General features: G+C 57.2%; 22 protein-coding genes and 1 pseudogene. 13 read left to right on the top strand and 10 right to left on the bottom strand.

Annotated elements, in window-relative coordinates:
- The first annotated feature begins 138 nt into the window (after positions 1 to 138).
- Entirely contained in the window at positions 139 to 525 is a 387-nt protein-coding gene (locus V6582_RS01180; protein ID WP_156632067.1) for a hypothetical protein, read from the top strand.
- Here the strand turns inward: V6582_RS01180 and V6582_RS01175 are convergent.
- Both V6582_RS01175 and V6582_RS01170 read right to left on the bottom strand, forming a co-directional pair.
- Positions 464 to 1,444 (bottom strand): alpha/beta hydrolase, encoded by a 981-nt coding sequence (locus V6582_RS01175; protein ID WP_234889690.1) that lies wholly within the window; start codon positions 1,442 to 1,444, stop codon positions 464 to 466. The genes V6582_RS01180 and V6582_RS01175 overlap by 62 nt on opposite strands.
- A gap of 15 nt (positions 1,445 to 1,459) precedes the next feature.
- The gene (locus V6582_RS01170; protein WP_156632066.1) at positions 1,460 to 2,332 is read right to left on the bottom strand and encodes an MBL fold metallo-hydrolase; all 873 of its coding nucleotides are present in this window, start codon (positions 2,330 to 2,332) and stop codon (positions 1,460 to 1,462) included.
- Positions 2,333 to 2,406: 74 nt separating this feature from the next.
- Between V6582_RS01170 and V6582_RS01165 the strand changes: the two genes are divergently transcribed.
- From V6582_RS01165 to V6582_RS01130, 8 genes are all read left to right on the top strand, one after another.
- Positions 2,407 to 3,360 (top strand): LysR family transcriptional regulator, encoded by a 954-nt coding sequence (locus V6582_RS01165; protein WP_234889689.1) that lies wholly within the window; start codon positions 2,407 to 2,409, stop codon positions 3,358 to 3,360.
- 421 nt (positions 3,361 to 3,781) lie between these two features.
- The gene (locus V6582_RS01160) at positions 3,782 to 4,099 is read left to right on the top strand and encodes an NIPSNAP family protein (RefSeq protein ID WP_156632065.1); all 318 of its coding nucleotides are present in this window, start codon (positions 3,782 to 3,784) and stop codon (positions 4,097 to 4,099) included.
- 460 nt (positions 4,100 to 4,559) lie between these two features.
- Entirely contained in the window at positions 4,560 to 5,579 is a 1,020-nt protein-coding gene (locus V6582_RS01155) for a LacI family DNA-binding transcriptional regulator (RefSeq protein ID WP_156632063.1), read from the top strand.
- Positions 5,580 to 5,617: 38 nt separating this feature from the next.
- Positions 5,618 to 6,574 (top strand): substrate-binding domain-containing protein, encoded by a 957-nt coding sequence (locus V6582_RS01150; protein WP_156632062.1) that lies wholly within the window; start codon positions 5,618 to 5,620, stop codon positions 6,572 to 6,574.
- Entirely contained in the window at positions 6,571 to 7,386 is an 816-nt protein-coding gene (locus V6582_RS01145) for an ATP-binding cassette domain-containing protein (protein WP_156632061.1), read from the top strand. Before V6582_RS01150 ends, V6582_RS01145 begins: the two co-directional genes overlap by 4 nt.
- A complete protein-coding gene (locus tag V6582_RS01140; protein ID WP_156632060.1) occupies positions 7,383 to 8,387 on the top strand; it encodes an ABC transporter permease in 1,005 nt (334 codons plus the stop codon). The genes V6582_RS01145 and V6582_RS01140 overlap by 4 nt, the downstream gene beginning before the upstream one ends.
- A 3-nt stretch (positions 8,388 to 8,390) precedes the next feature.
- On the top strand, positions 8,391 to 9,458 hold the full coding sequence (locus V6582_RS01135; protein WP_156632059.1) for a phosphotriesterase family protein: 1,068 nt from the start codon (positions 8,391 to 8,393) through the stop codon (positions 9,456 to 9,458).
- Positions 9,459 to 9,488: 30 nt separating this feature from the next.
- The gene (locus V6582_RS01130) at positions 9,489 to 10,253 is read left to right on the top strand and encodes a glutamine amidotransferase (protein ID WP_156632058.1); all 765 of its coding nucleotides are present in this window, start codon (positions 9,489 to 9,491) and stop codon (positions 10,251 to 10,253) included.
- Positions 10,254 to 10,258: 5 nt separating this feature from the next.
- On the opposite strand, the gene V6582_RS01125 is transcribed toward V6582_RS01130, so the two are convergent.
- A complete protein-coding gene (locus V6582_RS01125; RefSeq protein WP_156632057.1) occupies positions 10,259 to 11,155 on the bottom strand; it encodes a ribokinase in 897 nt (298 codons plus the stop codon).
- Between the two features lie 42 nt (positions 11,156 to 11,197).
- Here V6582_RS01125 and V6582_RS01120 point away from each other — a divergent pair, with 42 nt between their 5' ends.
- The 3 genes and pseudogenes from V6582_RS01120 to V6582_RS01110 form a co-directional block, all read left to right on the top strand.
- On the top strand, positions 11,198 to 12,040 hold the full coding sequence (locus V6582_RS01120; protein ID WP_156632056.1) for a BtpA/SgcQ family protein: 843 nt from the start codon (positions 11,198 to 11,200) through the stop codon (positions 12,038 to 12,040).
- Positions 12,041 to 12,045: 5 nt separating this feature from the next.
- Entirely contained in the window at positions 12,046 to 13,305 is a 1,260-nt protein-coding gene (locus V6582_RS01115) for a Zn-dependent hydrolase (protein ID WP_156632055.1), read from the top strand.
- Positions 13,295 to 13,507: pseudogene (locus tag V6582_RS01110) on the top strand (hypothetical protein); the annotation flags it as partial. The gene V6582_RS01115 and the pseudogene V6582_RS01110, both read left to right, overlap by 11 nt.
- A gap of 126 nt (positions 13,508 to 13,633) precedes the next feature.
- Here V6582_RS01110 and V6582_RS01105 read toward each other — a convergent pair.
- From V6582_RS01105 to V6582_RS01080, 6 genes are all read right to left on the bottom strand, one after another.
- A complete protein-coding gene (locus V6582_RS01105) occupies positions 13,634 to 15,289 on the bottom strand; it encodes a hydantoinase B/oxoprolinase family protein (protein ID WP_156632054.1) in 1,656 nt (551 codons plus the stop codon).
- A gap of 4 nt (positions 15,290 to 15,293) precedes the next feature.
- A complete protein-coding gene (locus V6582_RS01100; RefSeq protein ID WP_156632053.1) occupies positions 15,294 to 17,363 on the bottom strand; it encodes a hydantoinase/oxoprolinase family protein in 2,070 nt (689 codons plus the stop codon).
- 56 nt (positions 17,364 to 17,419) lie between these two features.
- Complete coding sequence (locus tag V6582_RS01095; RefSeq protein ID WP_156632052.1) at positions 17,420 to 18,394, bottom strand: ABC transporter permease; 975 nt, start codon at positions 18,392 to 18,394, stop codon at positions 17,420 to 17,422.
- Positions 18,391 to 19,926 (bottom strand): sugar ABC transporter ATP-binding protein, encoded by a 1,536-nt coding sequence (locus tag V6582_RS01090; RefSeq protein ID WP_156632051.1) that lies wholly within the window; start codon positions 19,924 to 19,926, stop codon positions 18,391 to 18,393. Before V6582_RS01090 ends, V6582_RS01095 begins: the two co-directional genes overlap by 4 nt.
- Positions 19,927 to 19,998: 72 nt before the next feature.
- The gene (locus V6582_RS01085; protein WP_156632050.1) at positions 19,999 to 20,997 is read right to left on the bottom strand and encodes a sugar ABC transporter substrate-binding protein; all 999 of its coding nucleotides are present in this window, start codon (positions 20,995 to 20,997) and stop codon (positions 19,999 to 20,001) included.
- A gap of 77 nt (positions 20,998 to 21,074) precedes the next feature.
- Positions 21,075 to 21,626, bottom strand: coding sequence for a hypothetical protein (locus V6582_RS01080; protein WP_156632049.1), 552 nt, complete (start codon positions 21,624 to 21,626; stop codon positions 21,075 to 21,077).
- A 242-nt stretch (positions 21,627 to 21,868) separates the two neighbouring features.
- Between V6582_RS01080 and V6582_RS01075 the strand changes: the two genes are divergently transcribed.
- Positions 21,869 to 23,215 carry an ArgE/DapE family deacylase gene (locus V6582_RS01075; RefSeq protein ID WP_156632048.1) on the top strand — a complete coding sequence of 449 codons (1,347 nt, stop codon included), beginning with the start codon at positions 21,869 to 21,871 and terminating at the stop codon, positions 23,213 to 23,215.
- Here the strand turns inward: V6582_RS01075 and V6582_RS01070 are convergent.
- Complete coding sequence (locus V6582_RS01070; protein ID WP_156632047.1) at positions 23,196 to 23,486, bottom strand: DUF1330 domain-containing protein; 291 nt, start codon at positions 23,484 to 23,486, stop codon at positions 23,196 to 23,198. The genes V6582_RS01075 and V6582_RS01070 overlap by 20 nt on opposite strands.
- Positions 23,487 to 23,530 lie beyond the last annotated feature (44 nt).

Here is a 23,530-nt window from a genome sequence, read left to right as displayed (position 1 = left end):
ATGCTGTTCAGCCGCGGCCTCCAACAGGAAGTTACCGGCACCAAAGTTCGGATTCAGGTTGTTCTTCCTGCCGCCGTTGCAACGGAGATCTATGATGGCTCCATCTTGCAACTGGATCAGATACCCTGAGAACTGGTCATGTCGGCCGACAACACGGTCGACGCCGCATTGGCGGGACTGGACGCCGACGAACGTGCCTGCCAGACCGGCACGCCAGCCGGTCGTTACGGGATATTAAAGGCGAAACAAGAGACGATGGTCAGATCGCCGAAATCGTGGCACGTTAACATCCTTCGCGACTATCAGCCTTGCAGATCTTCGACCAGACGGATCGGCAGCCAAGCTTTGCGCGATGCCCTGTTCATCGGTTGTATTTTCGGGAAAACCCGATTCCACTTTTCCCTGACAAACGCTATAGCGGTTTTCCGCCCACCGATTGGGATGACGCAGGCTGAGACCACCATCATTTTCCAGCTAAAAACGCCTCCACAGCGGCAAATATTTGCCAGCGGCACTTTTCCATAAAGGCTGAATGCGTCCCGTCGCCGATTTCGACCCATCTGCGATAGCGCGCGTTCACCAGAAGCGAGAAAAACGTTCTGGCCATTTCCAGAGGAAGATCGCGGTCGAGATCGGCGTGCACAATCAGCACAGGCACCTTTATATCGCCTGGGTTATAAATTGGCTGTCCTGCGGCCCAGTATTCACGACTGTCCTGAACCGTACCGTTCGGCGCACGAAGCATCTGGGGAGACTGGTGTTTTCCCCATGGGTCCGTGGCAAAGGTGGCGTCTGCCCAAAGGTCAAACCAATCGTCTGGCAATACCAAATGGCGCTTGGCAGGCGGAACACCATTGAGCCAACGTTCTTTTGCATCCGCTCTGGATACGAGCCGGTAGGCCCCAAGAGCTCCGCCTGTGTCTGACATACTTGGCGTATCCCTGACCCATTGCGGTGCGAGTAGAACAAGCTTGTTGACCAGGCTGTTATGGCGAGACGTGAAAAAGCTCATGACTGTCGTGCCCCAAGACCATCCGATGAGATTAATGGCCGGGATATCATCAAGCTTAAGGATGAACTTGACGACCAATTCCATGTCGGCAACAGCCGACTTCGTACGATTGACCGGCGGGATTTCGAAAGCAGGACGATCCATCTCAGGAGGTCGCGACGAAAGCCCATAGCCCCGTTGATCAACCAGATAAACATTGTAACCAGATCGAGCAAGACGCTCCATCCACGACTCCCCTCCCAGAGGAAGGTCGAAGGACGTGGAGGCCGGATAGGTCGATCCATGCACGAACAGGACGGTGTTTGCTGCGGACAAATCCTTCAGGTCGGCGCGCCGCTTATTTCGGACATATAGAGATATGCCGTCATCCCCCGTTGGTACGTGGAACTCATGCATTACAATATTCTGCTCACCATTGTGGTTCTGGGTCATAACAGTTCCTTTCTTTCAGACAAACGTCCAGTCGTAGGCGTCTCCGATACGGGAGACCTTTCCTGCTGAAGAATTTGAAAAGTGAGCCGTGAAGATAGTTGCCTTGTTCTCAGCAGAACGATCGAGCAGCCATCGACGGGAACGCCGTGCATCTTCACCATGCTCACAAAATCGGCTATTCCACTCGGGCCTGACGACTTGAAGCCGCTGATGCATGATGTCGCCGCTGAAGAACGCTTCCTCTTGTCTGTCCGCTAGCCGAATGGCGACATGGCCCACGCTATGCCCAGGCGTATGATGAAACGTAAGATGGTCGGTAATCTGCGCATCTTCATTCACGATCATAGCCTGATCGTGAGCGATCACAGGAAGCACACTATCCTCGAACACGCCGGCGTTGAAGCCTTCGCGACCGGCCGGCCCCGACCAATGTTCATACTCTTTTTTTGAGAATACATATTTCGCGTTGGGAAAGGTCGGCACCCATCGGCCATCGATGAGGCGCGTGTTCCAACCTGTGTGATCTGCATGAAGATGGGTGCAGAGCACAAAATCAACGTCCTCAGGACGAATTCCGGCCTCGGAAAGGCTTTGCAAAAATGGAAGATCGAGCTGGTGAAACCTTGGGAGTGAAGGCCGATGCTTATTGTTGCCCGCGCAGGAGTCGATGAGGATTGTATGATGTCCAGTTCTAACCACCCAGGTATGGATGCTCGCAATAAATAGTTTTGAGGTTTCGTCGAAAGAGCCGGGTATCATGAGAGAGCGATAAGCCTCAAGGATACCATCTTCCCAGTCCGGATAGAGGAACTCTGGTGCGAAGCCAGGCCCGCATTGTTCCACGACCTTCCTCACCGAAACGCTACCGATAAGATGGGTTCTGCACATGTGTATCGATTCCCAAAAACGCTGGTTAAACGCCGCTGTGGCGCACGTTTACAAAACGCCTGATTTTGTGATAATTGAAATCGATTGATTATATTATTGGTATAACACAAATGGATATCAAAGGGCGTGACCTGGGATTGCTGAGCTCGCTCTCAGTTCTCCTTGAGGAGGGAAATGTCACACGCGCTGCTGTCAGGCTTGGATTAAGCCAGCCTGCGCTGTCCGCCCAGCTCGCGCGACTGCGCGACCTGTTCGGCGACGAACTGTTGATGCCGTCACCCACCGGCAAGGGGATGTTGCTCACAGCCCGAGGGCTTGCTCTTCAGGAACCCCTGGCGATGGCTTTGCAATCGATTGATAGTGCCGTTCGAATCCCTTCGACTTTTGATCCGTTGAAGGCAGAGCGCGTTTTTTCGATTGCGACAAACGACAACGCGGGCTCAATTTTAGGTGTGAGGCTCGTTCAGGAGGTCTGTCGTCCCGAGTTTCAGGGGTTAAGCCTGTCTTTTCGGAGCGCCGATCCGTCTGCACTTCCCGAATGGCTAGAAGCCGGCCAGTTGGATGTTGCGCTTGTTTCTCGGGGAGCTGTGCCGAAAGGCTATCTTCACGCACCTTTGATTGATGAAGAGTTTCGGATGGCACAACGGAGAGGACACCCGCGGGGAACCAGCTCGCCGACCATCGAAGAGTTCAGTCAGCTAAAGCACGTTGTCGTATCCACGAGTGGCGGATTCAAAGGATTCGTAGATGACGTTCTTGTGGCGAAGGGGTTCGAGCGAGTAGCCTGCGTTTCGGTGCAGTATTACGGACTTGTACCGGCTATACTTGAGGCCACCGACCTCGTGTGTACGCTTCCAGCAAGGTTTCTCTCGAAGTTTAGTGACAAACTCGACAGCTTTCCGGTGCCTGTCGAAATCCCACAGTTCACCCTCTACGCAACATGGCATCCGCGATTTAATTCAGATCCTGGCCTTGTCTGGCTTTTAGACCGCCTGCAAGTGTGCGCTGAATTGAAGGATGAGCGGTGAGACCGCTATCATAGTACGAATAATGGCCCCTGCATCAGCGATCGCGCACAGTATCTGAAGTGACGGGGAGGGAATTGGCCGCCGTTGCGACATCGGCCCCAGCCGAGCTTCCAGACTCGGCTGAGAAACATCCCGCCGAAGAAGCCAGTATAGTGAAGAATATATAATATATTTACACCCGTGTATTGATTTTCGTGTAAATTTTATCACGCTTTTCATTATGTAATGAGTTAGGACTTGTGCTGAATTGAACAATCGTTTCAAGTCACGACCGATGGCAGACAGGATCTGGACCAAGTGGAAATACGGCTCATTTCAAAGCAAAAATCCCTACTAGGTTTCATGTTTCCGCCAGAATTCCTTGGAAGAAACGAGGGATAGGATAAGGGTTAGCCGTTTACGAACCCAATAGGAATATGCAATGAAAATCTTTGAAATGCGCATCTACACCCTGAAATCCGCCGAGGCCGCTACTGCCTACCGGGGAATCTGGATCAAGCATATCGAAAGTCTGAAAGCGACCGGGGTTACCACACACGGCGTGTTCACCGTGGCGGACGACCCGAAGAAAGTTGTCGCGCTCGTGAATTACCCTGACGGTGCGGATCCGAAAGAGGTAACAGATCGCTATATGGCCAGCGATCTGTTCAAGGAGGATATGACGGGTTTCGATCTGGCTTGGTTCTCCTCGGTGGAGGCGATACCGCTCACCCCCGAAGCATTCTCACCTCTCCAGTAACAGCCCTCCCCACACCGGAACTGGTGCGTGGATCAAATTTCAACGGTTAGCAGCTATGCGGCCGAGAATGTTGTGCGGATCGGCTTTCCTCGAATGTTTCCCTGCGGACACATCGACTTCATAAGCCTGGCGACAGTGCAGCGGGGGACATCGAAGCCTTCCCGCTGCAGATTATCGTGCAGCGTCCTTCCAATTTCCGCCGAGTAGATCGTCCATAACTCCATATTTTGCCGTGCCCAGGAAATTAGGCCAGCGAGAGCTGGAATTTTTGGGTCTGATGTGCGCCCCGAATTTTGCCGCCTAAAATGGTGGTCATCGAAGCGATAGACGGAATTTCTCCGCTTACATTTTATGCGGCATTCGCGGTCGATTAAAAAATAGCCTTATGGTTGCTTGACAAAAAGCGCGCGCTTATGTGAGCTTTGTAAAGCGTTTTACTAAACCGCTTTACAGGGTGAATATGGTCAAGAAACGGGTCACAGGATTGAAGGATGTCGCCGCCGCCGCTGGCGTGTCACTGACCACCGTGTCGCGCATGCTGAATGGCTCGCTTGATCTTCCCGGCGAGACACGCAAGCGAATTGAAGACGCCATTGTCGCGCTCAACTATCAGCCAAATCCGCATGCAAGACGTCTCAGCCGTGGTCGCTCGGACACCATTGGTCTTGTGGTGCCGGATATTGCCAATCCGTTCTTTGCAACTTTGGTGGCCGCCGTTGAAGAGGAAGCGGATCTGCGCGGTTTGGCGCTGTCACTCTATGCCACGCTAAACCGTCCGGGCCGCGAAATGGCATACCTTAGTCTGCTGGAGCGCAACCATGTGGATGGCCTGATCTTTATCACCAATCACCCTGACCAGGGTGAACTGGCGGCGATCATTAACCGCACCGGAAAAGTGGTTGTGGTCGATGAAGACGTGCCGGATGCGACGGTGCCAAAGCTGTTTTGTGACAACCAGCAAGGCGGAGAACTGGCCGGGCAGCATCTGGCCGGTTTTGGCCATAGCCATGTTCTCTACATCGGCGGCCCGGATGTGATGATTAGCACGGAACGCCGTTTTATCGGCTTTGAAGCTACCATGCGCGCCAAGCACGGTGAGAATGCAGTGATTGAGCGCTATTGCGGCGATTATACCGCCGAGTTTGGCAGACAGGCAGCGCGGCGTTTTCTGGAGGGCCGCCGCGAGGCGACCGCGATTTTTGCCAGCTCCGACGAAATCGCCATCGGCGTCATTGAAGTGCTCAGAGCGCAAGGGATTTCCATTCCTGAGCAGATTTCGGTCATCGGCTTCGATGATGTTGGACCTTTGCATCTTTTTGCCCCGCCGCTGACGGCCATCCGTCAGCCGGTGCGGGGAATGGGAAGCCGCGCCCTGTCGCTGCTTCTCGATACGGATTGGCAACAGCCTGCGAAAGCATCGGAGGAATTGCTGCCAGTGGAAATCGTCGTGCGGAACTCCGTTGCACCGCCTGCGAAATAAGAAAAAGCAATGGGCAAACCTAACCAGAGGATGGAATGATGACCCGGACTTTTACACGTAGAACCATCAATGCAGCTTTGGCTGTTACGGCGCTCACCGGCCTGTGCCTGACGGCAGGAATTGCCAATGCCGCGCAAAAGACCTTTGCGCTGGTGCAGATCAATCAACAGGCACTGTTTTTCAACCAGATCAATCAGGGTGCTCAGAAGGCCGCTGATGCCGCTGGCGCAAAACTGGTGATTTTCAACGCCAACAATGACCCTGCTGCCCAAAACAGCGCCATCGAGACCTATATTCAGCAGAAGGTAGACGGCATTGCCGTTGTGGCCATCGACGTCAACGGCATTATGCCAGCGGTCAAACAGGCCGCCGATGCTGGCATTTCGGTGGTCGCCATCGACAGCATTTTGCCTGCTGGCCCCCAGAAGGCACAGATCGGCGTCGATAACGCCAAAGCGGGTGCCGATATTGGCAAATTCTTCGTCGATTACGTCAAGAAGGACATGGGTGGCAAAGCCAAGCTGGGCGTTGTCGGCGCGTTGAACTCCTTCATCCAGAATATCCGCCAGAAGGGCTTTGAAGACACCATCAAGGGCGTCTCCGGCATCACCTCCGCAGGCGTGGTTGATGGCCAGAACGTCCAGGACAATGCGCTGGCAGCGGCTGAAAACCTGATCACCGGCAACCCGGACATGACCGCAATCTATGCCACGGGCGAGCCAGCGCTGCTGGGTGCCGTTGCCGCTGTGCAAAGCCAAAGCAAGCAGGACAGTATCAAAGTGTTTGGCTGGGATCTGACCGCGCAGGCCATTGCCGGTATTGACGCCGGTTATGTCGCCGCCGTGATCCAGCAGGACCCTGCTGCCATGGGCGAAGCAGCTGTAAAAGCGCTGAAGACCATTTCGGACGGCGGTGAAGTTGAAAAGACCATTGCCGTGCCTGTGACCATCGTCACCAAGGCCAATGTTGAGCCTTACCGGGCAGTGTTCAAATGATTTCCGGTGGACAGCTCCCAACCGCTGTCCCTGGAGCCGGGGGAGTTGATCTCCCCCGGCAACCCGGAGAGGGCGGTGCGCGTGAACCCCGAATTTCGCTTCGTGGTATCCGCAAAACTTTTGGCTCGCATCAGGCGCTGCGGGGTGTTGATCTCGATCTTTTTCCCGGCGAATGCTTAGGGCTGGTCGGCGACAATGCGGCCGGTAAATCAACGCTCACCAAAGTGATCTCCGGCACCTATATCCCGGATGATGGTACCATCACGCTGGATGGCGAGGCGGTGCGGTTTTCCGGCCCGGCTGATGCCCGCTCCCGCAATATCGAAATGGTGTTTCAGGATTTGAGCCTGTGCGACCATATTGACGTGGTTGGCAATCTGTTTCTGGGCCGGGAATTGAGCAAGGGTCCGTTTCTGGATCGCGCCCGCATGCTGGTGGAAGCCCGCAAAATGCTGGATGCGCTGGAAATTCGCATTCCGCGCCTCACCGCCAAGGTCGAGAAATTGTCGGGTGGTCAGCGGCAGGCAATTGCCATTGCCAGAGCTGCATCCTTCAATCCCAAAGTGCTGATTATGGATGAGCCAACCTCGGCGCTGGCCGTGGCCGAAGTGGAAGCAGTTCTGGCGCTGATCAACCGCGTCAAAGCCAGAGGCGTTTCCGTGGTGCTGATCACCCATCGCCTGCAAGACCTGTTTCGTGTCTGCGACCGCATCGCGGTGATGTATGAAGGCACGAAAGTGGCAGAGCGGCAGATAGGCAGCACCAACCTTGAAGATCTGGTGAAATTGATCGTCGGAGGGGAAAGACATTGACCGCCTATACTGAACGCGCCAAAGGCTCGCCCTTCGCAGACTTTATCACCGAGAATGCGCAGGTTCTGTCGATTGCGATTTTCTTCTTTGCCTGCATGGTGTTCTTCTCCGTCACAACCGATACGTTTCTAACGCTCGGCAATATTCTCAATGTGGTGCGACAAGCTGCTCCCATTCTGATTGTTGCCGTTGCCATGACACTGGTGATTGTTACCGGCGGTATTGATCTTTCCGTTGGCTCGCTGGTGGCGCTGATCAATGCAACGGTGGCCATTGTGCTGGCAACCGGCCTGTCATGGCCCTTGGCCGTGCTGTTGATGCTGGTTCTGGGCGGTGTGATTGGCTTGATACAGGGCTGGTTTATTGCCTATCAGGGCATTCCGGCCTTTATCGTCACGCTGGCTGGCCTGTCGATCCTGCGCGGCGTGGCACTTTACATCACTCAAGGCTATTCCATTCCGATCAATGAGGTGCCGGGATTCTTCACGCTGGGTCGTGGCGAATTCTTAAGTCTTCCGGTTCCCGCCCTGATTGCCATTACCGTGACCGTCTTTGGATTTGTGCTGGTGTCGTCGACCAAATACGGGCGGCAAGTGGTGGCGGTCGGCTCCAATCTGGAAGCGGCACGTCGGGTGGGTATGCCCGCGAAATGGATTGTCGCTTCTGTCTATCTGGTGTCCGGGATGGCTTGCGCCCTTGCCGGTCTGTTAATTGCAGCACGCCTTGGTTCCGGCTCCTCCAATGCCGCCGTCGGTTTTGAATTGCAGGTGATTGCGTCCGTGGTTTTGGGCGGCACATCGCTGACAGGTGGGCGTGGCACCATGCTGGGAACACTGCTGGGCACCATGACCATTGCGGTGATCGGCAACGGCCTCATTCTCATGCATATCTCGCCGTTTTTCACACAGATTGTCACGGGCGCGATCATTCTGGTGGCGATCTGGCTGAACACCCGGATCTTTTCCGCAAACTTCCGCTTCGGCGCGGCGAAGAAGGGGTGAGATATGACCAGTGAACTCTCTGAGGCTCACATCCGCTCCGGCAAAGTGATGACGGTGGCCGGCCCCATCTGCGTGGACGAGATGGGCGTAACCTTGATGCACGAGCATATCCTCAACGACTGCCGCTGCTGGTGGCATCAGCCCAAAACGCCTGATCGGCAATATCTGGCGGAAGGCTTTGTCTGCATGGAGATCCTCGGCGAATTGCGCCAGGACCCCTTTGTCAACAAGCACAATATCACCCTGGATGATGAGCCTTTGGCCATCCTTGAGCTGATGGATTTTGCCAAAGCGGGTGGCAAGACCGTGGTGGAGCCAACCTGTCAGGGCATTGGCCGCAATCCTCTGGCGCTCCGCCGTATTGCCAAGGCATCCGGGCTGAATATCGTGATGGGAGCTGGCTATTATCTGGCCTCATCCCACCCCGCCAAGGTGGCGGAGATGACGGTGGAGGCCATTGCCGATGAAATCGTGGCTGAGGCACTGGTCGGCGTCGATGGCACCGATGTCAAAATCGGGTTGATTGGTGAAATTGGCGTATCGTCTGATTTTACCGCTGAGGAAGAAAAGTCACTGCGGGCCGCAGCGCAGGCGCAGCTACGCACCGGCCTGCCGCTGATGGTGCATCTGCCCGGTTGGTACCGGCTAGGCCATAAAGTGCTGGAAATAGCCGCCGAAGAAGGCGCAGACCTGCGCCATATTGTGTTGTGCCACATGAACCCATCTCATGATGATCTGACTTATCAAGGCGAATTGGCCAGCCGAGGTGCCTTTATTGAATATGACATGATCGGCATGGATTTTTTCTACGCCGATCAGCAGGTGCAATGCCCCAGCGATGAGGATGCCGCCCGCGCCATCGTCAAGCTGGTGGAGATGGGCCATCTCGACCGCATCCTGCTCTCCCATGATGTGTTTTTGAAGATGATGCTCAGCCGCTATGGCGGCAATGGCTACGCCTATATTCTCCGGCATTTCTTGCCGCGCCTCCAGCGTCACGGCCTCAGTTCTGACGCTCTCACCACCCTCATGCGGGACAATCCCCGTTCGGTCTTTCAGGCTGGTGCCTGAGACCTGTTGCATAGATAAGGAACACATATCATGACAAAGAAAATTCTCCTCGTGGGTGAAAGCTGGGTCAGCTCCGCCACCCATTACAAAGGTTTTGACCAATTCGGCAGCGTCACCTTTCATCTGGGCGCAGAACCGCTGGTAAAGGCGCTGGAGGGGAGCGAATTTGAGCTGACCTATATGCCTGCCCATGAAGCCGTGGAAAAATTCCCCTTCGAGATGACCGGTCTGGATGCCTATGATGCCATCATCCTCTCCGACATCGGGGCGAATTCCCTGCTGCTACCGCCTGCCGTCTGGCTGCATTCCAAAACCGTTCCCAACCGCCTGAAGCTGATCAAGGCCTGGGTGGAAAAGGGCGGTAACCTGCTGATGGTCGGCGGTTATTTCTCGTTTCAGGGTATTGACGGCAAGGCTCGCTGGCGTCGTACAGCGGTGGAAGACGTGCTGCCCGTCACCTGCCTGCCCTATGATGACCGGGTGGAAATTCCAGAAGGCTCCACCGCCAATGTGATCAAGCCCGATCACCCAACCGTTGCTGGCTTGAGCGGCGAATGGCCGCTGCTGCTCGGCGTCAACGAGGTTGAGGTGCGCGAGGGTGCGGAGGTCATCGTGCGTCTGCCTGAGGATCAGGGCAGCCACCCGCTTCTAGTCACAGGCACGTTTGGCAAGGGCCGCACTGTGGCCTGGACCTCGGATATCGGCCCTCATTGGCTGTCGCCTGCATTTTGTGAATGGGAAGGCTATGGCAAGCTGTGGAAGAATATTCTGGGCTGGATGACGCAAGCGCGGTGATGCTCTCACGTGGCGAGGATGGCGGCCAGCTCGGTCTGTGATGGAAAGGCCGACCGGGTTCCCCGGCGACTGACGGTGATGCTGGCGGCCTGTGCCGCATGGCGCAGCGCCAGCCCATCGGGCATGACATGGCGCAAACTGCTGGACGCCAGCGTAACCGCCATGAACGTGTCGCCAGCGCCTGTGGTGTCAACAACAACGGAACGAACGGCTGGGATTGTGGTGGTGCCGGTGCGATCCGCCAAGATCGCACCCTTGCCGCCAAGGGTAATGATGACGGTGCCAACACCGGCGTCACGCAGGCATTGGGCTGCGGTTTCGCTACGTTCCCCGGTCAGTTTTTCGGCTTCGCCCTGGTTTAAAAAAGCGATGTCGATCAGCGGCCAAAGGGCGGCAAAGCCGGGCCGAAGCGGTGATGGGTTGAAGGCGGTGATCATGCCGCAGCGTTTGGCCTCGTGTAGGAAGGCAGCCGTGGTGTCATCGCTGAGATTGCCTTGCAAAATAGCGAAATCACCTGGTTTTGCTGCCTGCAAAGCACCGGCAACATGCTCTGGCCGGATGCTGGTGGCACAGTCTGTTGTGGTGATGATGGCGTTTTCGCCGTCCGGTGTGGTGAAGATGATGGAGACATCGCTGGCTTTATCGGCGAACTCGATCAAACGGAGATCAACAGGTTCCACAGCGAGGCCCTGCCGGATCAGCGAGGCGCGAAGGTCGCTGCCAACAGCGGCAATCAGCGTGGTGTTCAAACCGGTGCGGCCCAGCACAATCGCCTGATTGGCACCTTTGCCGCCCAGATCCGCGCTTTGCTGCTGGCCGAAAATCGACGCACCCGCCTCTGGCATGGTCGGGACAGACATGATTTCATCGATTGCGACATTGCCGATAACGAAGGCACGCATGGTAAACTTTCAAAAAGACCGGGCTTTCAAAAGGGAAGAGAAATGCTGAACATATCCGACAATACATCAAGCACTATGCGAGAAATTTTTGACCGCGACAAGGCGTTGATCGGCATGATCCATTGCCCGGCTTTTCCCGGTGCGCCGCGCTACCGCGGTGCAAGTATGACTGAGATTTACGATACCTGTATGCGAGATGCAGAAGCGCTGATCGAGGGCGGAATGCATGGACTGATCATTGAAAACCACGGCGATATTCCCTTTTCCAAGCCGGATAACATTGGGCCGGAAACATCCGCTTTCATGAGCGTGGTCACCGACCGTATCTGCCGCTCAGTTGGCGTTCCGCTTGGCATCAATGTCCTGGCCAATGCGCCCATTCCGGCCTTTGCCATCGCTATGGCGGGCGGGGCGAAATTCGTGCGGGTCAACCAGTGGGCCAATGCCTATGTGGCCAATGAAGGCTTCATGGAAGGACGGGCGGCAGAAGCCATGCGCTACCGTTCCATGCTGCGGGCCGAACATATCAAGGTGTTTGCTGACAGCCACGTTAAGCACGGTGCCCACGCCATCACCGCAGACCGCACCATTCAGGAACTCACCCGCGATCTCGCCTTTTTCGATGCCGATGCGGTGATTGCCACCGGCCAGCGTACTGGCAATACGGCGACGATGGAGGAGATTGAAGAAATTGGAGCGGCGACGCATCTGCCTCTTTTGGTGGGGTCAGGTGTTTCCAAGAATAATATCGTCGAGATCCTGAAACGCACCCACGGGGTTATCGTCGCTTCATCCCTCAAGCATGGCGACGTCTGGTGGAACCCGGTGGATATTGAGCGGGTCAAGGCTTTTGTGGCGGCGGCCCAGCCCGGTTTGAAGGCGTAAATACCATGGCAGATGCGGGAAACGAACTGTTACAGGTCAATGGCGAGCGGCTTTTGGCCCGATTGGACCAATTCGCCGCGATTGGCGCGACACCCAAAGGCGGTGTTAATCGGCAGGCGCTCACAGTGCTTGATCGTCAGGCGCGGCAATTGCTGGCCGATCTTGGTCGGGCGCGTGGGTTTTCCGTCTATCAAGACCCGATCGCCAATCTGTTCCTGCGCCGCGAGGGCCAAAACCCAGATCTGCCGCCACTGCTGATCGGCAGCCATCTCGACAGCCAGCCCTCTGGCGGGCGGTTTGATGGTGCGCTTGGCACACTCTCCGCGTTCGAAGTGCTCGAAACATTGGAAGACCACGGCATAGAGACAGAGCGAGCGGTGGAAGTCGTTGCCTTTACCAATGAAGAAGGCTGCCGTTTTGCACCCGGATGCATGGGGTCCACGGCCTTTTCGCAAACGGTTATTCCCGTCGCATGGCCTATGGCGCGGGCAACGGATGGCGCGCTGCTTTCCGATGACTTGGCAGCAACGCTTGCTGATTTGCAAGGTGCTGCCATGAGGCCGCTGGGCTTTCCGGTGTTTGCTTATCTTGAAGTGCATATCGAGCAAGGCCCATCCTTGGAAAAAGAGGGTTTGCCAATCGGCATCGTCACGGGCATTCAAGGCACTCGCTGGCTTCAGGTCACCATCTCGGGCCAGACTGCCCATGCAGGCACCACAGCACTGTCCTACCGCAAAGACCCCATGCGCGCCGCCGTTTCCGGCTTGAACATGCTCTATAATGAAATCATGCCGCAAGATGCCCATTCACGCCTGACAGTCGGCCGGTTTTCGCTGGAGCCGGGGGCCATCAATGCCATTCCGTCAGCGGTGACGTTTTCACTGGATATTCGCCACCCCAATTTTGAGCAACTGGATCTGATCGAAGCGAAGATACGCAAGGTTATGCAAGATCACGCAGGGGAAAATGGATGTGATCTCGAAATAGAACTGCTCTTCGATATGCCTCCAGCTCGTTTCACGGATCATTTGGTTACCATACTGGAGAGCGCCGCGATTGATGCCGGTTTTGCCCATAAATCTATGGTGTCCGGTGCTTTTCACGATGCACTCTTCATCAATCGTGTCGCACCCTCTGCGATGATTTTCACTCCATGCCGAGATGGGTTGAGCCATAACGAAGAAGAGTATGTAAAGCCTGCGGATTCTGTTGCAGGGGCGCAAGTGCTGCTGACTGCAAGCTTGCATCTCCTGTCTCAACAATAGGGCTGAGAATAGCCACCTGCCGTTTCGAAAACCAGAACGAACCATGCAAGGCCACCGATCTCCAGGAGCATTGCAACGGTTCGTCTCCTTGCATTCCGCTAGCCGCAATTGCTTTTCAGTTCCATCCCGCCGCGCGTATGCAGCTCAAAAGGGGATCATGAAATCCATCAAAATCAAACAGGTAACGATTCACGTTTTGTGAACAATGCTCTAGGTTTACAGTGCCTGCAGACGTCGTCGAAGCAATAGTTTGCTGAAAGTCCCGCCGCTATTTTCCGGCAGACACTGACCGCTTGTATTGCCGCGGCGTTTAACCAGGGCATGTTGGTTAACCGGCATAACCATGGACGGCCTGTGCTCTTTCTTCCGTCAGGTAGCCGTTCTTGATGTCTTCGGCGACGGCTTCGGGCGCACGCAGTTTGGGGTCGCCAAAGCCGCCGCCATTGCCGGTTACGACACGGATGACGTCGCCGGTGTTGACAACGACATTGGTTGCAAAGGACAGGCGTTCGCGGGTGCCGTCCGTCCGCCGAACTTCCACATAATTGACCGACCCGTCGAGCCCGCCCGCCACGCCCCATGGCGGGATGCGGGTGCGGGTGTAGCCCACTGACAGGAAATTATTGTCGGCCAGCACACGGTAATGGACGTCGATCCCTTTGCCGCCGCGCCACTGGCCCTCGCCGCCGGGCTCCGCGTTCAGCATGGCCTGGTCCACCGACAGGCCATAACGGGCTTCGGCGATCTCGGCCGGGCAATTGAAGGTCTCGCCGTGAAATCCGGAAAACTGGCCGCTGTTCCCGTCGTAACCCTCCCAGGCACCCCAGCCGCCCACCTGTGGCTCGACGATCGTGTAATGACGTCCGGTGACGGGATGCGGTCCGCCCACTACCGTACCGCAGATGGAGGCAAAATTGCCAGCGGGGACGACGCCGGGAAAGTGCGAGGAGAGGGCCCGCAACAGCATGTCGAAAAGGCGTATCTCGACCTCTGAATAATAGCCGAGCGCGCCCGGTGCCTCGACATGGAAGATGGTGCCTGGCTTTGTGATTACCTTGAGCGGTTGGAAGAAGCCGCCATTACCGGGCGCTTCCGGGTCCGTGAAGGATTTGAAGGCGAGCTGGACGGCAATTTCGGTGCCTTCGCGGCTGGAATTGGACGAGCCCTTCTGTGCGGGATTGTCGCGCAGATCCACGATGAATTCCTCATCGGTGATGGTGAGGGAAACCTTATGGATCGCGCCGGTATCCTGCTCTTCCTCGAATGTGTAGGTGCCGGCCGGGATGCGCTTGAGGGCAGCGCGGGCGCGGCGCGCGCCGAATGCCATGAAGTCGGCCACGGCAGCCTCGAATGTGGCCGGGCCGTATTTGGTTACCAGTTCCAGAATGCGCCGCTCGCCAATCCGCAATCCAGCAATGCCCGCCCAGAGATCGCCGCGCAGAAAGTCCGGCAGTCGCGTATTGACGTAGAGAATGTCGAAAACCGCCTGGTTCGCACGTCCTTCTTCGAACAGCTTCACCGCAGGAATGCGGATCCCCTCCTGGAAGATTTCAGTCGCATCCGATGACATGGAACCCGGAACGTTGCCGCCGACATCGTTCCAGTGGGCGATGTTGGCAACCCAGGCGATCAGCTTGCCGTCGTAAAAGACCGGGGCGGCCAGAACCATGTCGTTCAGGTGGGTGACGCCGCCGAAATACGGGTCGTTGGAGGCGAAAAGATCGCCCGGCCGGATCTCTTCCGGCTTGTACTTCTTGAAGATGCCGGCGATCGCCTTGTCGAGCACGCCGATGAAGGCGGGAATGCCGGCGCCCGATGCGGCGATCTGACCATCCTTGTCGAGGACGGAGGTGGACAGGTCGAGGACCTCGTAAATGATAGCGCTCATTGAGGTCTTGCGCTGAGCAACGAACATCTCGTCGGCCACCGCTTCCAGCGCGTTCTGGATGATGTCGAAAGTAACGGGATCGTGGGGCTCGGTCATCAGATCAACTCCGGATGGTGATATGCGTGTTGCCGTAATCGTCGATCAGGACGATATTGCCTGGGTGAACGACGATGGTGGTGCCGGGATCCTCGATGATTGCCGGTCCGGCGAACTGCATTCCCGGCTCGAGCTTTCTCGCGTCATAGATCGCGGCTTCGTGGACACCTTCCGTCGCGTAGTCCACGCTGCGGCGACCCTTGACGGCCTGCTCGACTGACGCTCCGGTTCGTGGCAAGGGAACAAGCTCCAGCTTGCCGATTTCGCTCGACGCGATCAGATGCAGGCCGATGATTTCGACGTCGGCATCCAGCCGGTAGGTGTATTCTCGCTCGTAGATCTCGTGGAAATCCGCCACCATGCGGGCGGTCTCTTCCGCGCCTATCGGCCCGGAGATGACCGGAACCTCGACGGCAAATTCCTGGTTGCGGTAGCGGCAGCGGATCAGCGGGCGCATGGTCACCTTCGCAGCCTCGACCCCTTCATGCGCAAACTCTGACACGGCAAGCGCTATCGTCTGCGAGACCAGATCGTCGAGTGCTGCGTGATCCGTTTCGTCTAGCAGGCGGGTGACGAAATAATCCCGGCGCAGATCCGACATCATCATGCCCCAGGCAGAAAAGACCGAGGCTCCGCGCGGGATCACCACCTTCTTGACATTCAGTTCCTGGCCGAGCGACACGGCATGCATGGCGCCGCCACCGCCGAAAGCCACCAGAGTGAAGTCGCGCGGATCGTAACCGCGATTGACGGAAACCAACTTGAGGGCATTGACCATGTTGGAATTCGCGATGCGGACAATGCCGCGCGCAGCCTCGGTGGGGGAGACGCCGAGTTGCCCGGCAAGTATGTCCAATGCCGTATTGAGCGCCGCCATGTCGGCGACGACTGAGCCGCCGCAGAAATAGTCGCGATTGATGCGGCCAAGTGCCAGATTGGCATCCGTCGTTGTGACGTTCGTTCCACCCCTGCCGTAAGCGGCGGGGCCGGGCGATGCGCCCGCGGACTGCGGACCGACATGAAGCTTGTTGAAGTCGTCCACCCAGGCGATCGAGCCGCCGCCATTGCCGATTTCCACCAGATCGACCACCGGCACCATGATGGGATAACCGGCCGATGTTTTGTTGCGCTCAATCCAGTAGTCGGTCTTGATCCGCACCTGCCCATTCTCGATTAGCGAGCATTTGGCGGTGGTGCCGCCGATGTCGAGCGCCAGGACGTTGGGTTCGTTGATGATGCGGCCAAGCTCGGCAGCACCCCAGAAGCCGGAGGCAGGCCCGCTTTCGACCATGGTGATCGGCACGGCCTTCACGGCATCGACAGAATCGACGCCGCAATTGGACTGCATGATGAACAGGTTGCCGCGATATCCCTTGTCCCTCAGGCCGGTTTCCAGCTTTTCGAGATAGCGCTGCGCCTTTGGCTGTACATAGGCCGAAAGCACCGTAGTGTTGGAGCGCTCGTATTCGCGCCACTCGCGGGTGATCTGGTGGGAGGCGACGGCAGCAATCTCCGGCCAGCGTTCATGGATCGCCTGCAGAACGGCGCTTTCATGCGCAGGGTTGGCATAGGAATGCAGAAGGCAAATGGCGATTGCCTCCACCTTCTCAGCCTTGAATCCGGCAAGGATGGTGTCGAGTACGGAAAGGTCAAGCGGTATGGTTTCCCGGCCCTGATAGTCCATCCGCCCCTGCAGTTCCTGCCGCAGGTGGCGCGGCACGAAAGGCGCCGGCTTGCGGTACATCAGGTTGAAGAAGTCGGGCCGGTTGCCGCGTCCGATTTCGAGCGCGTCCCGGAAACCCTTCGTGGTGATCAACCCGACCTTCGCGCCTTTGCGCTCCGTCAACGCATTGATGATGACGGTGGTGCCGTGAGCGAACAAATCGACGCTGGCGATATCGACTCCGGCCTTGTCCAGCACGTTGAGCACGCCCTTTTCAAAGTCTGGAGGGGTCGTGTCCGATTTTTCCGTGCGCACGGTCTGTACGCCGCTCACGCGATCGGTTTCGAAATAAACCAGATCCGTAAAAGTGCCGCCGACATCGGTGGAGACACGGATAGTTTTGTCCGTCATGTGTGGTGTTCCCTAAAGACGATGCGAACCTGCCGGTGTCGCCCGGTTGGCGACGTTCAGCGCCGCGAATTCGATGCGGCGAGCGCGACCGCAATCACGATGATCACTCCCGTTGTCAGGTCCTTGAAGAAAGGATTGACGTTGAGGATGTTGAAGCCATTGCCGATGAGCGCCATTAGGAGCACGCCGGCGATCGATCGCCAGATTGCGCCCGCGCCGCCCGTGATCGCCGTGCCACCGAGAATGACCGCCGCAATCGCTTCCAGTTCAAGACCGGCGCCCGCCTGCGGTTCGGCCATGGAGAGGCGCGACACAGTGATCACACCGGCAAGCCCTGCCGCGCCGCCACTGAGCGCGAAGGTGATTATCTTGACCAGATTGGTTCTGATGCCGGAGAGGATGGCCGCTTCTTCATTGCCGCCGACGGCGAAGACCTTGCGACCGAAGGTCGTGCGGTTGAGCAGCACCACCATCATGATCATGAAAACGATGACGACGATGATCGCCACGTTGACCATGCCGATGCGCCCGCGCCCGAGCCAGGAAAAGGCATCGATACGCACCGGAATGAGTGAGCCGCCGGTGATCAGGATCGCGATACCGCGATAGACGAGACTGGTTGCCAGGGTCACGAGGAAGGAATGTACGTTGAAGGTGGTGATGATCAATCCGTTGACAGTGCCGAGCGCCAGCCCGATCAACGGGCCCGCAAGGATGGCGACATAGGGATCGACCTGGGTTGCGATCCAGCCGGACGAGACCGCGGCCACGCCGAAGATGGCACCGGTCGACAGGTCGAATCCGCCGCCGATGATGACCAGTGTCAATGCGCAGGCGATGATCATCAGCGGCGCGCTTTGATTGACGATATTGAGTAGGTTGCGCACCGTCAGAAAACTGTCCGAAACCAGGCTGAGGCCGATCAGCAAAGCCGCGATGATGACGAGAACGCCGTATTCGCGGGCAAAGGCGCCTGCGTTGAAAGGTCTGCCTTCACCTTTTGCAGGTGCGGCTGTCTGTGATTTGGTCATGGACCCTTAAACTCCTCGGATGGCATGTTTCGGCTCTGGATTTCGAAGATGCGCTTGAGGGCCCTTTCGACCGTCAGGGAGCGGCAATCTTCCTCGCCGAAAATGCGGCCCTCGCTCATGAGGTAGCCGCGATGCGAAAGATTGATGACTTCCTCGAGTTCGGACGAGATGAGCACGACACCCGCTCCGCTCGCAGCCATTTCAACAATGAAGGCGTGAATGCGCTGGCGTGCGCCGATATCGACGCCGCGGCTCGGCTCGTCCAGAATGAGAAGGCTTGGTTCGGCCACTGCCCATTTGGACAGAAGCACTTTCTGCTGGTTGCCACCGGAATAATAGGCGACGTCCCCGTCGATCTTCTCCGGTACGATGCCAAAGTGCCGGATCATGCCACCGGTGCGGTTGCGCTCCTGGCGGCTCTTGAGAAAACCGAAGCGACTGATCCGGTCCAGGGTCGCAAGGCTGATGTTGGGTCGGGTGGTCTGGGTCAGAACGAGGCCCTGCTTGCGACGATCCTCGGGAACAAGGGCGACGCCCTGCGCCACTGCCGAGGGAATATCGAGCCGATCCTGTCGCTGTCCCCGGATGAAATAGTCGCCCTTTGTGATGGTGTCGGCGCCGAACAGCGCGCGGGCCACCTCCGTGCGGCCGGAGCCGACAAGGCCGATCAGGCCGACGATCTCACCCGGCCTGACCGTCAAAGAGATATCGTGCAGACCGGTGCGGGTCGAGACCGCACGCATTTCCGCGATCGGGGCGATCTCGCGCGAAGGTGCAGCAGGCAGGGTTGGCCAGACGATTTCGAAAGCTCGGCCCAGCATGCTGTCGACAAGGCTCTCCTTGCTTTCGTCGGCGATGTTCGTTGTGCGCACCACATGGCCGTCGCGCATGATGGTGACACGGTCGCAATTAGCGATGATATGGTCGAGAAAATGGCTGACATAGATGATGGTTACGCCCTGGCTTTTCAGTCGGCGGATGAGAAGATGCAGGCGTTCCGCCTCGTCCTCCGTCAGCGACGAGGTTGGTTCGTCCATGATGATGACGCGGGCGTCGCGGGCGATTGCCCGCATGATCTCGACCTTCTGCCGTTCGGCGATCCTGAGGTCCGCCACCTTCGCATCCGGGTCGAGCCCGAAGTCGCAGGTGATTTCGAGTGCCGCAAAGCGTTCGCGATCGCCGCGCGTGAGAAAGCCTGCCTTGTTGGTCTCCCGGCCGAGGAAGACGTTCTGCAGCACGGTCAGTTCCGGCACCAGCTGAAGTTCCTGGTGGATCATGGCAATGCCGCGTAGAAGCGCTTCGCGCGGGGAATAGCGGCTCATCTGCTCGCCAAAGACGACGATCTCGCCTTCGTCAGCGGAATAGTATCCGCCGACGATCTTACCCACACTGGATTTGCCCGCGCCATTTTCACCGACCAGCGCGTGAACCTTGCCCGCCTCGAAATCGATGCCGATGTCGTGGAGAATGCGTGTGCCGCCGAAACTCTTCGCAACGCCATGGATACGAACGGCGATGTCGCCTTTGGTCATAGAGCGTGGTCTCCGGATGTATCGAGATGCATCGTCCGCATCTGGAATAGCGTCGATGTCATGGGCTGACGATCAGCCCTGCCATTCAGCCGTAAAATCGGGATGGGCATCGAGCCAGGCCTTATCGACGATCTGCGGAATGTCTCGCAGCTTGGATTCGTCAGTCCAGACAGGTACGGTGCCGCCCTTCAGCGAAGTGACGACGGATTCAAGCGCTGCGGAACCCATGGAGACCGGGAAATTGGCAAGTGACGCCTTGAAGGTGCCTTTGCGGATCTTGTCGACGGTGATCTGGTTCAGCCCGCCGCCGATGAGATAGACGGAAGAGGGGTCAATACCGGCATCTTCTAGCGCGATCTCGACGCCCAGCAGATGCTGGTCGGCATTGGACAGCACTGCGTCGATCTTCGGATTGGCCTGCAAGATATCCTGCATAGCCTTGAGGGACGTGTCGGGGCTGTAATTGCCTTCGCCGGTCGCCACGATTTTAATGTTGTCATGCTTGGCGAGAACGGTCTTGAAGGTCTCGTAGCGCAGATTGTCGAATGGGTAGATCAACTGACCGATCATGATGACGACGTTGCAGGGGCGCTTGCCCTCGCAGGATTTTACCACGGCCTCTGCCTGTGCGGAGGCACCGATCGACGGGTCGGACGCGACTGTCGTCGTCAGTCCCTTGACTTGCGGCTGCATGTTCTTGAGGTCGGGGCCGATGGGGAAGAGGGTGGTGGCGACCTTGATGCCGGCAGCCGTGGCGTCCTCGAGCGCGGTGGCGATGCCGACCGTATCGTTGGGCGCGATGATGATCGCGTCGAAGCGCTTTCCGGCGGTCAGGTCTTCGACCTGGCTGAACTGCGTCGGGGCAGAGAATTCACCATCGAAAATCTCGGTGGTGACGTTTCCCGCCGCCTTGGCCGCCTTTTCAATGCCGGCATAGATGGCCTGGTTGAAGCCGTTCTGGCTAGAGGCGGCCAGAAAGGCGATCTTCAGAGGCTTGTCCTGGGCGGTAGCCGCAAACGGCGTGAGGCAGGTGCTAAGCAGAAGGGCGGCGGCAAGAATTCCATATTTCATGGGCTTAGGTTCCTTGTTCTCTGGATGTTGAACCTGCGGCCTTTCCGGCTCTTCACGGTTGGTCTGAAGGACGGCGTCTACCTTTCCGTTGCCGGATGGGCGGTGCCGTCGAAATCTGGGTTGAACGTGGCATTCTCGACACTGCCTTGAGCAAGCAGAAGGAAGCAGAGCGTGACGACCGGTTGCCAGAGAAGCGCGCGCCCGACGCGCTCGGCATCGTAGTGGCCCTTCTTTGCCAGGAGATTCACCGAGCCGATGACGACATCGCTGGCGACTGCCGGAATATTCAGATTGGACTCGAAGCCGAGGTCGCGGATTTTCTCCCAGTCGAAGAACACCTCTGCAATTTCCTCGATGGTCGTGGAGGAAAAGTGCTTCCGTCCGACCAGAACGGTCTCGAAATAGAGGTTGCGGTCGAGACGTTTAAAATTGCCTGTCGGATAGGCTTCGACATTCTCGGAAAAGACGCGGCGTGATCGCATGTTGGCGACGTCGTAGATCGACGCCGTGAGGAGGCCGCAGCCGACGTCGCGGTGGATGCCATCGCGAAGATAGCTGAAAAGTGAAGCCGCAGCGTCCGGTCCGGCTGCCCGTCTCCAAACTTCATCGACGTCGTACGGGTGTCTCATCTGTGAACTCTCTCCGTCCAGTCGAACCTGTCTGTCTCGGTTCGTCGATCTCGTAAGGGCGATCATCGCTATGCGATTTCGGCATCTGAGGTCCGATATCAAAAAAGCTATCACCCAAAATTTCATATGTCGACAAATAATATTTTCATTGTGGTTGTTCCCTTCGAGTGTCTGTGAGAGGTTCTGGGTGACGATCACGCTTGGGAATGGGTGCATGTCGATGTGTCCAAGAAGGAGTTTCAATGCCATCAAATGAAACTGCAAAACCAGACCAGTCTTTGGATCTGGTCAAACTTTCAGAGGCGCTTGACGCCGTGATCGAGGCAGGGTTCCAGAGGCAGGTACAATGGCTGGGCCAGCTCGTCTCTTTCAGATCGGTTCGTGGCAACGAGGCGCCGTGCCAGGATTGGCTGGCATCGGAGTTCCAGGCGCGCGGCTGGCTGGTGGACCAGTTCGCGATTGCCGACGTGCCGATTGCAGGGAAGCCTGGCGCTTCGCCGGCAGTGGATGTGGACTATGTGAAGGCCATTCAGGTCGTTGCCTCGCTTCCAGATCCAGATCCCGCCCATCGCAGCCTTATCTTGCAAGGGCACATCGACGTGGTGCCGCCGGGCGCGCCGGAATTGTGGGATCGTGATCCATTCCAGCCAAAGGTCGAAAATGGTTTCATGTGGGGACGCGGCACCAACGATATGAAAGCCGGTGTCTGCGAGATGGTGTTCGCGCTCGATGCTCTCCGCGCGCTCGGCTATGTCCCAGCCGGACAAGTCTTCGTCGAAACGGTCAGTGAAGAGGAATGCACCGGCAATGGCGCCCTTGCTACGCTCGAGCGTGGCTATCGGGCGGACGCCTGCCTTATCCCGGAATCGCTCGATCATCGCCTGCTGCGGGCCGAGCTTGGATCCGTCTGGTTTCGAGCCCGGATACTCGGACGACCCGGCCATGTCCTGAGCGCCTCGCGCACCTCGAACGCGATTCTTGCCGCATTCGAATATGTCGCCGATCTCGAGGAACTCACAAAAACGATCAACGAGGAGGCAAAACAGCATCCCTGGTTCGGTCACATTGAAAGCCCGGTCAAGTTCAGTCTTGGCAAGATTCAGGGAGGAGACTGGCTTGGCTCCGTACCCTCTTGGTGCGAGATCGAATGCCGGCTGTCGGTCCTGCCGGACCATCCGCTGCCACAGGTCAGGCAACGTGTTCTGGATTGCATCTCCGCCTGTGCGAAACGCCTGTCCGCTGAAAAAATTCCGGACGTCACCTGGATTGGATTCCAGGCAGACGGCCACGTCTTCCAACCTGGTTCGGAGGCGGAAGCCGTCCTTTCCAGGTGCCATCGCTACGTCATGGGCACGGAATTGGAAACGTTCAGCCAGACCGCAACGAGCGACACACGGCAATACGACCTGTACTATGGCATTCCGACGCTCTGCTACGGCGGTCGCGGTTTCGACAGCCATTCTCCTCGGGAACGAACAGATCTCGATAGCGTGAAATCCATGACAAAAATCATCGCAATTTTTATTGCGGATTGGTGTGGACTAAGGCAGATGTCGGTGGCGGATCTACTTAATGCGCGTCAACAATAAACATGCGTGCTTCCTGAGCCTCATCGCGTTCGACCTTGATTGGCGCATATTCTGACGACTTATAAAACGCCTGCGCATCGGCGAGGGTGGCGAATTCGAAGATACCAGCCATAGGCAAAGGGATCACATCCCCTTCCAGAATCTCGGCTACAGGGCCAAAGTGGAGGATACGGCCTCCGGCTGCTTTTAACGCGGCTTGAAAGCGTGGCGCCAACGCGGCTTGTTTGGTTGGATCTTTGATCCGTAGGTTGACGTGGACATAGGCAGTCATGGTGCAGCTCCCTATAATACTGTATATACAGTATTAGGTGAGTC

The sequence above is a fragment of the Agrobacterium vitis genome, assembly GCF_037039395.1.
GTDB classification, from domain to species: domain Bacteria; phylum Pseudomonadota; class Alphaproteobacteria; order Rhizobiales; family Rhizobiaceae; genus Allorhizobium; species Allorhizobium vitis_E.
The sequence above is the reverse complement of the archived record's forward strand: the minus strand, read 5'-3'. Positions and strand labels throughout refer to the sequence as shown.

Excerpts from the sequence above, each read along its gene's own strand:
- V6582_RS01150 (WP_156632062.1), top strand. The coding sequence starts at position 5,618 with ATGACCCGGACTTTTACACGTAGAACCATCAATGCAGCTTTGGCTGTT.
- V6582_RS01145 (WP_156632061.1), top strand. The coding sequence starts at position 6,571 with ATGATTTCCGGTGGACAGCTCCCAACCGCTGTCCCTGGAGCCGGGGGA.
- V6582_RS01160 (WP_156632065.1), top strand. The coding sequence starts at position 3,782 with ATGAAAATCTTTGAAATGCGCATCTACACCCTGAAATCCGCCGAGGCC.
- V6582_RS01105 (WP_156632054.1), bottom strand. The coding sequence starts at position 15,289 with ATGACCGAGCCCCACGATCCCGTTACTTTCGACATCATCCAGAACGCG.
- V6582_RS01170 (WP_156632066.1), bottom strand. The coding sequence starts at position 2,332 with ATGTGCAGAACCCATCTTATCGGTAGCGTTTCGGTGAGGAAGGTCGTG.
- V6582_RS01090 (WP_156632051.1), bottom strand. The coding sequence starts at position 19,926 with ATGACCAAAGGCGACATCGCCGTTCGTATCCATGGCGTTGCGAAGAGT.
- V6582_RS01085 (WP_156632050.1), bottom strand. The coding sequence starts at position 20,997 with ATGAAATATGGAATTCTTGCCGCCGCCCTTCTGCTTAGCACCTGCCTC.
- V6582_RS01080 (WP_156632049.1), bottom strand. The coding sequence starts at position 21,626 with ATGAGACACCCGTACGACGTCGATGAAGTTTGGAGACGGGCAGCCGGA.
- V6582_RS01095 (WP_156632052.1), bottom strand. The coding sequence starts at position 18,394 with ATGACCAAATCACAGACAGCCGCACCTGCAAAAGGTGAAGGCAGACCT.
- V6582_RS01115 (WP_156632055.1), top strand. The coding sequence starts at position 12,046 with ATGGCAGATGCGGGAAACGAACTGTTACAGGTCAATGGCGAGCGGCTT.
- V6582_RS01175 (WP_234889690.1), bottom strand. The coding sequence starts at position 1,444 with ATGACCCAGAACCACAATGGTGAGCAGAATATTGTAATGCATGAGTTC.
- V6582_RS01155 (WP_156632063.1), top strand. The coding sequence starts at position 4,560 with ATGGTCAAGAAACGGGTCACAGGATTGAAGGATGTCGCCGCCGCCGCT.
- V6582_RS01130 (WP_156632058.1), top strand. The coding sequence starts at position 9,489 with ATGACAAAGAAAATTCTCCTCGTGGGTGAAAGCTGGGTCAGCTCCGCC.
- V6582_RS01075 (WP_156632048.1), top strand. The coding sequence starts at position 21,869 with ATGCCATCAAATGAAACTGCAAAACCAGACCAGTCTTTGGATCTGGTC.
- V6582_RS01100 (WP_156632053.1), bottom strand. The coding sequence starts at position 17,363 with ATGACGGACAAAACTATCCGTGTCTCCACCGATGTCGGCGGCACTTTT.
- V6582_RS01120 (WP_156632056.1), top strand. The coding sequence starts at position 11,198 with ATGCTGAACATATCCGACAATACATCAAGCACTATGCGAGAAATTTTT.
- V6582_RS01180 (WP_156632067.1), top strand. The coding sequence starts at position 139 with ATGTCGGCCGACAACACGGTCGACGCCGCATTGGCGGGACTGGACGCC.
- V6582_RS01070 (WP_156632047.1), bottom strand. The coding sequence starts at position 23,486 with ATGACTGCCTATGTCCACGTCAACCTACGGATCAAAGATCCAACCAAA.
- V6582_RS01135 (WP_156632059.1), top strand. The coding sequence starts at position 8,391 with ATGACCAGTGAACTCTCTGAGGCTCACATCCGCTCCGGCAAAGTGATG.
- V6582_RS01125 (WP_156632057.1), bottom strand. The coding sequence starts at position 11,155 with ATGCGTGCCTTCGTTATCGGCAATGTCGCAATCGATGAAATCATGTCT.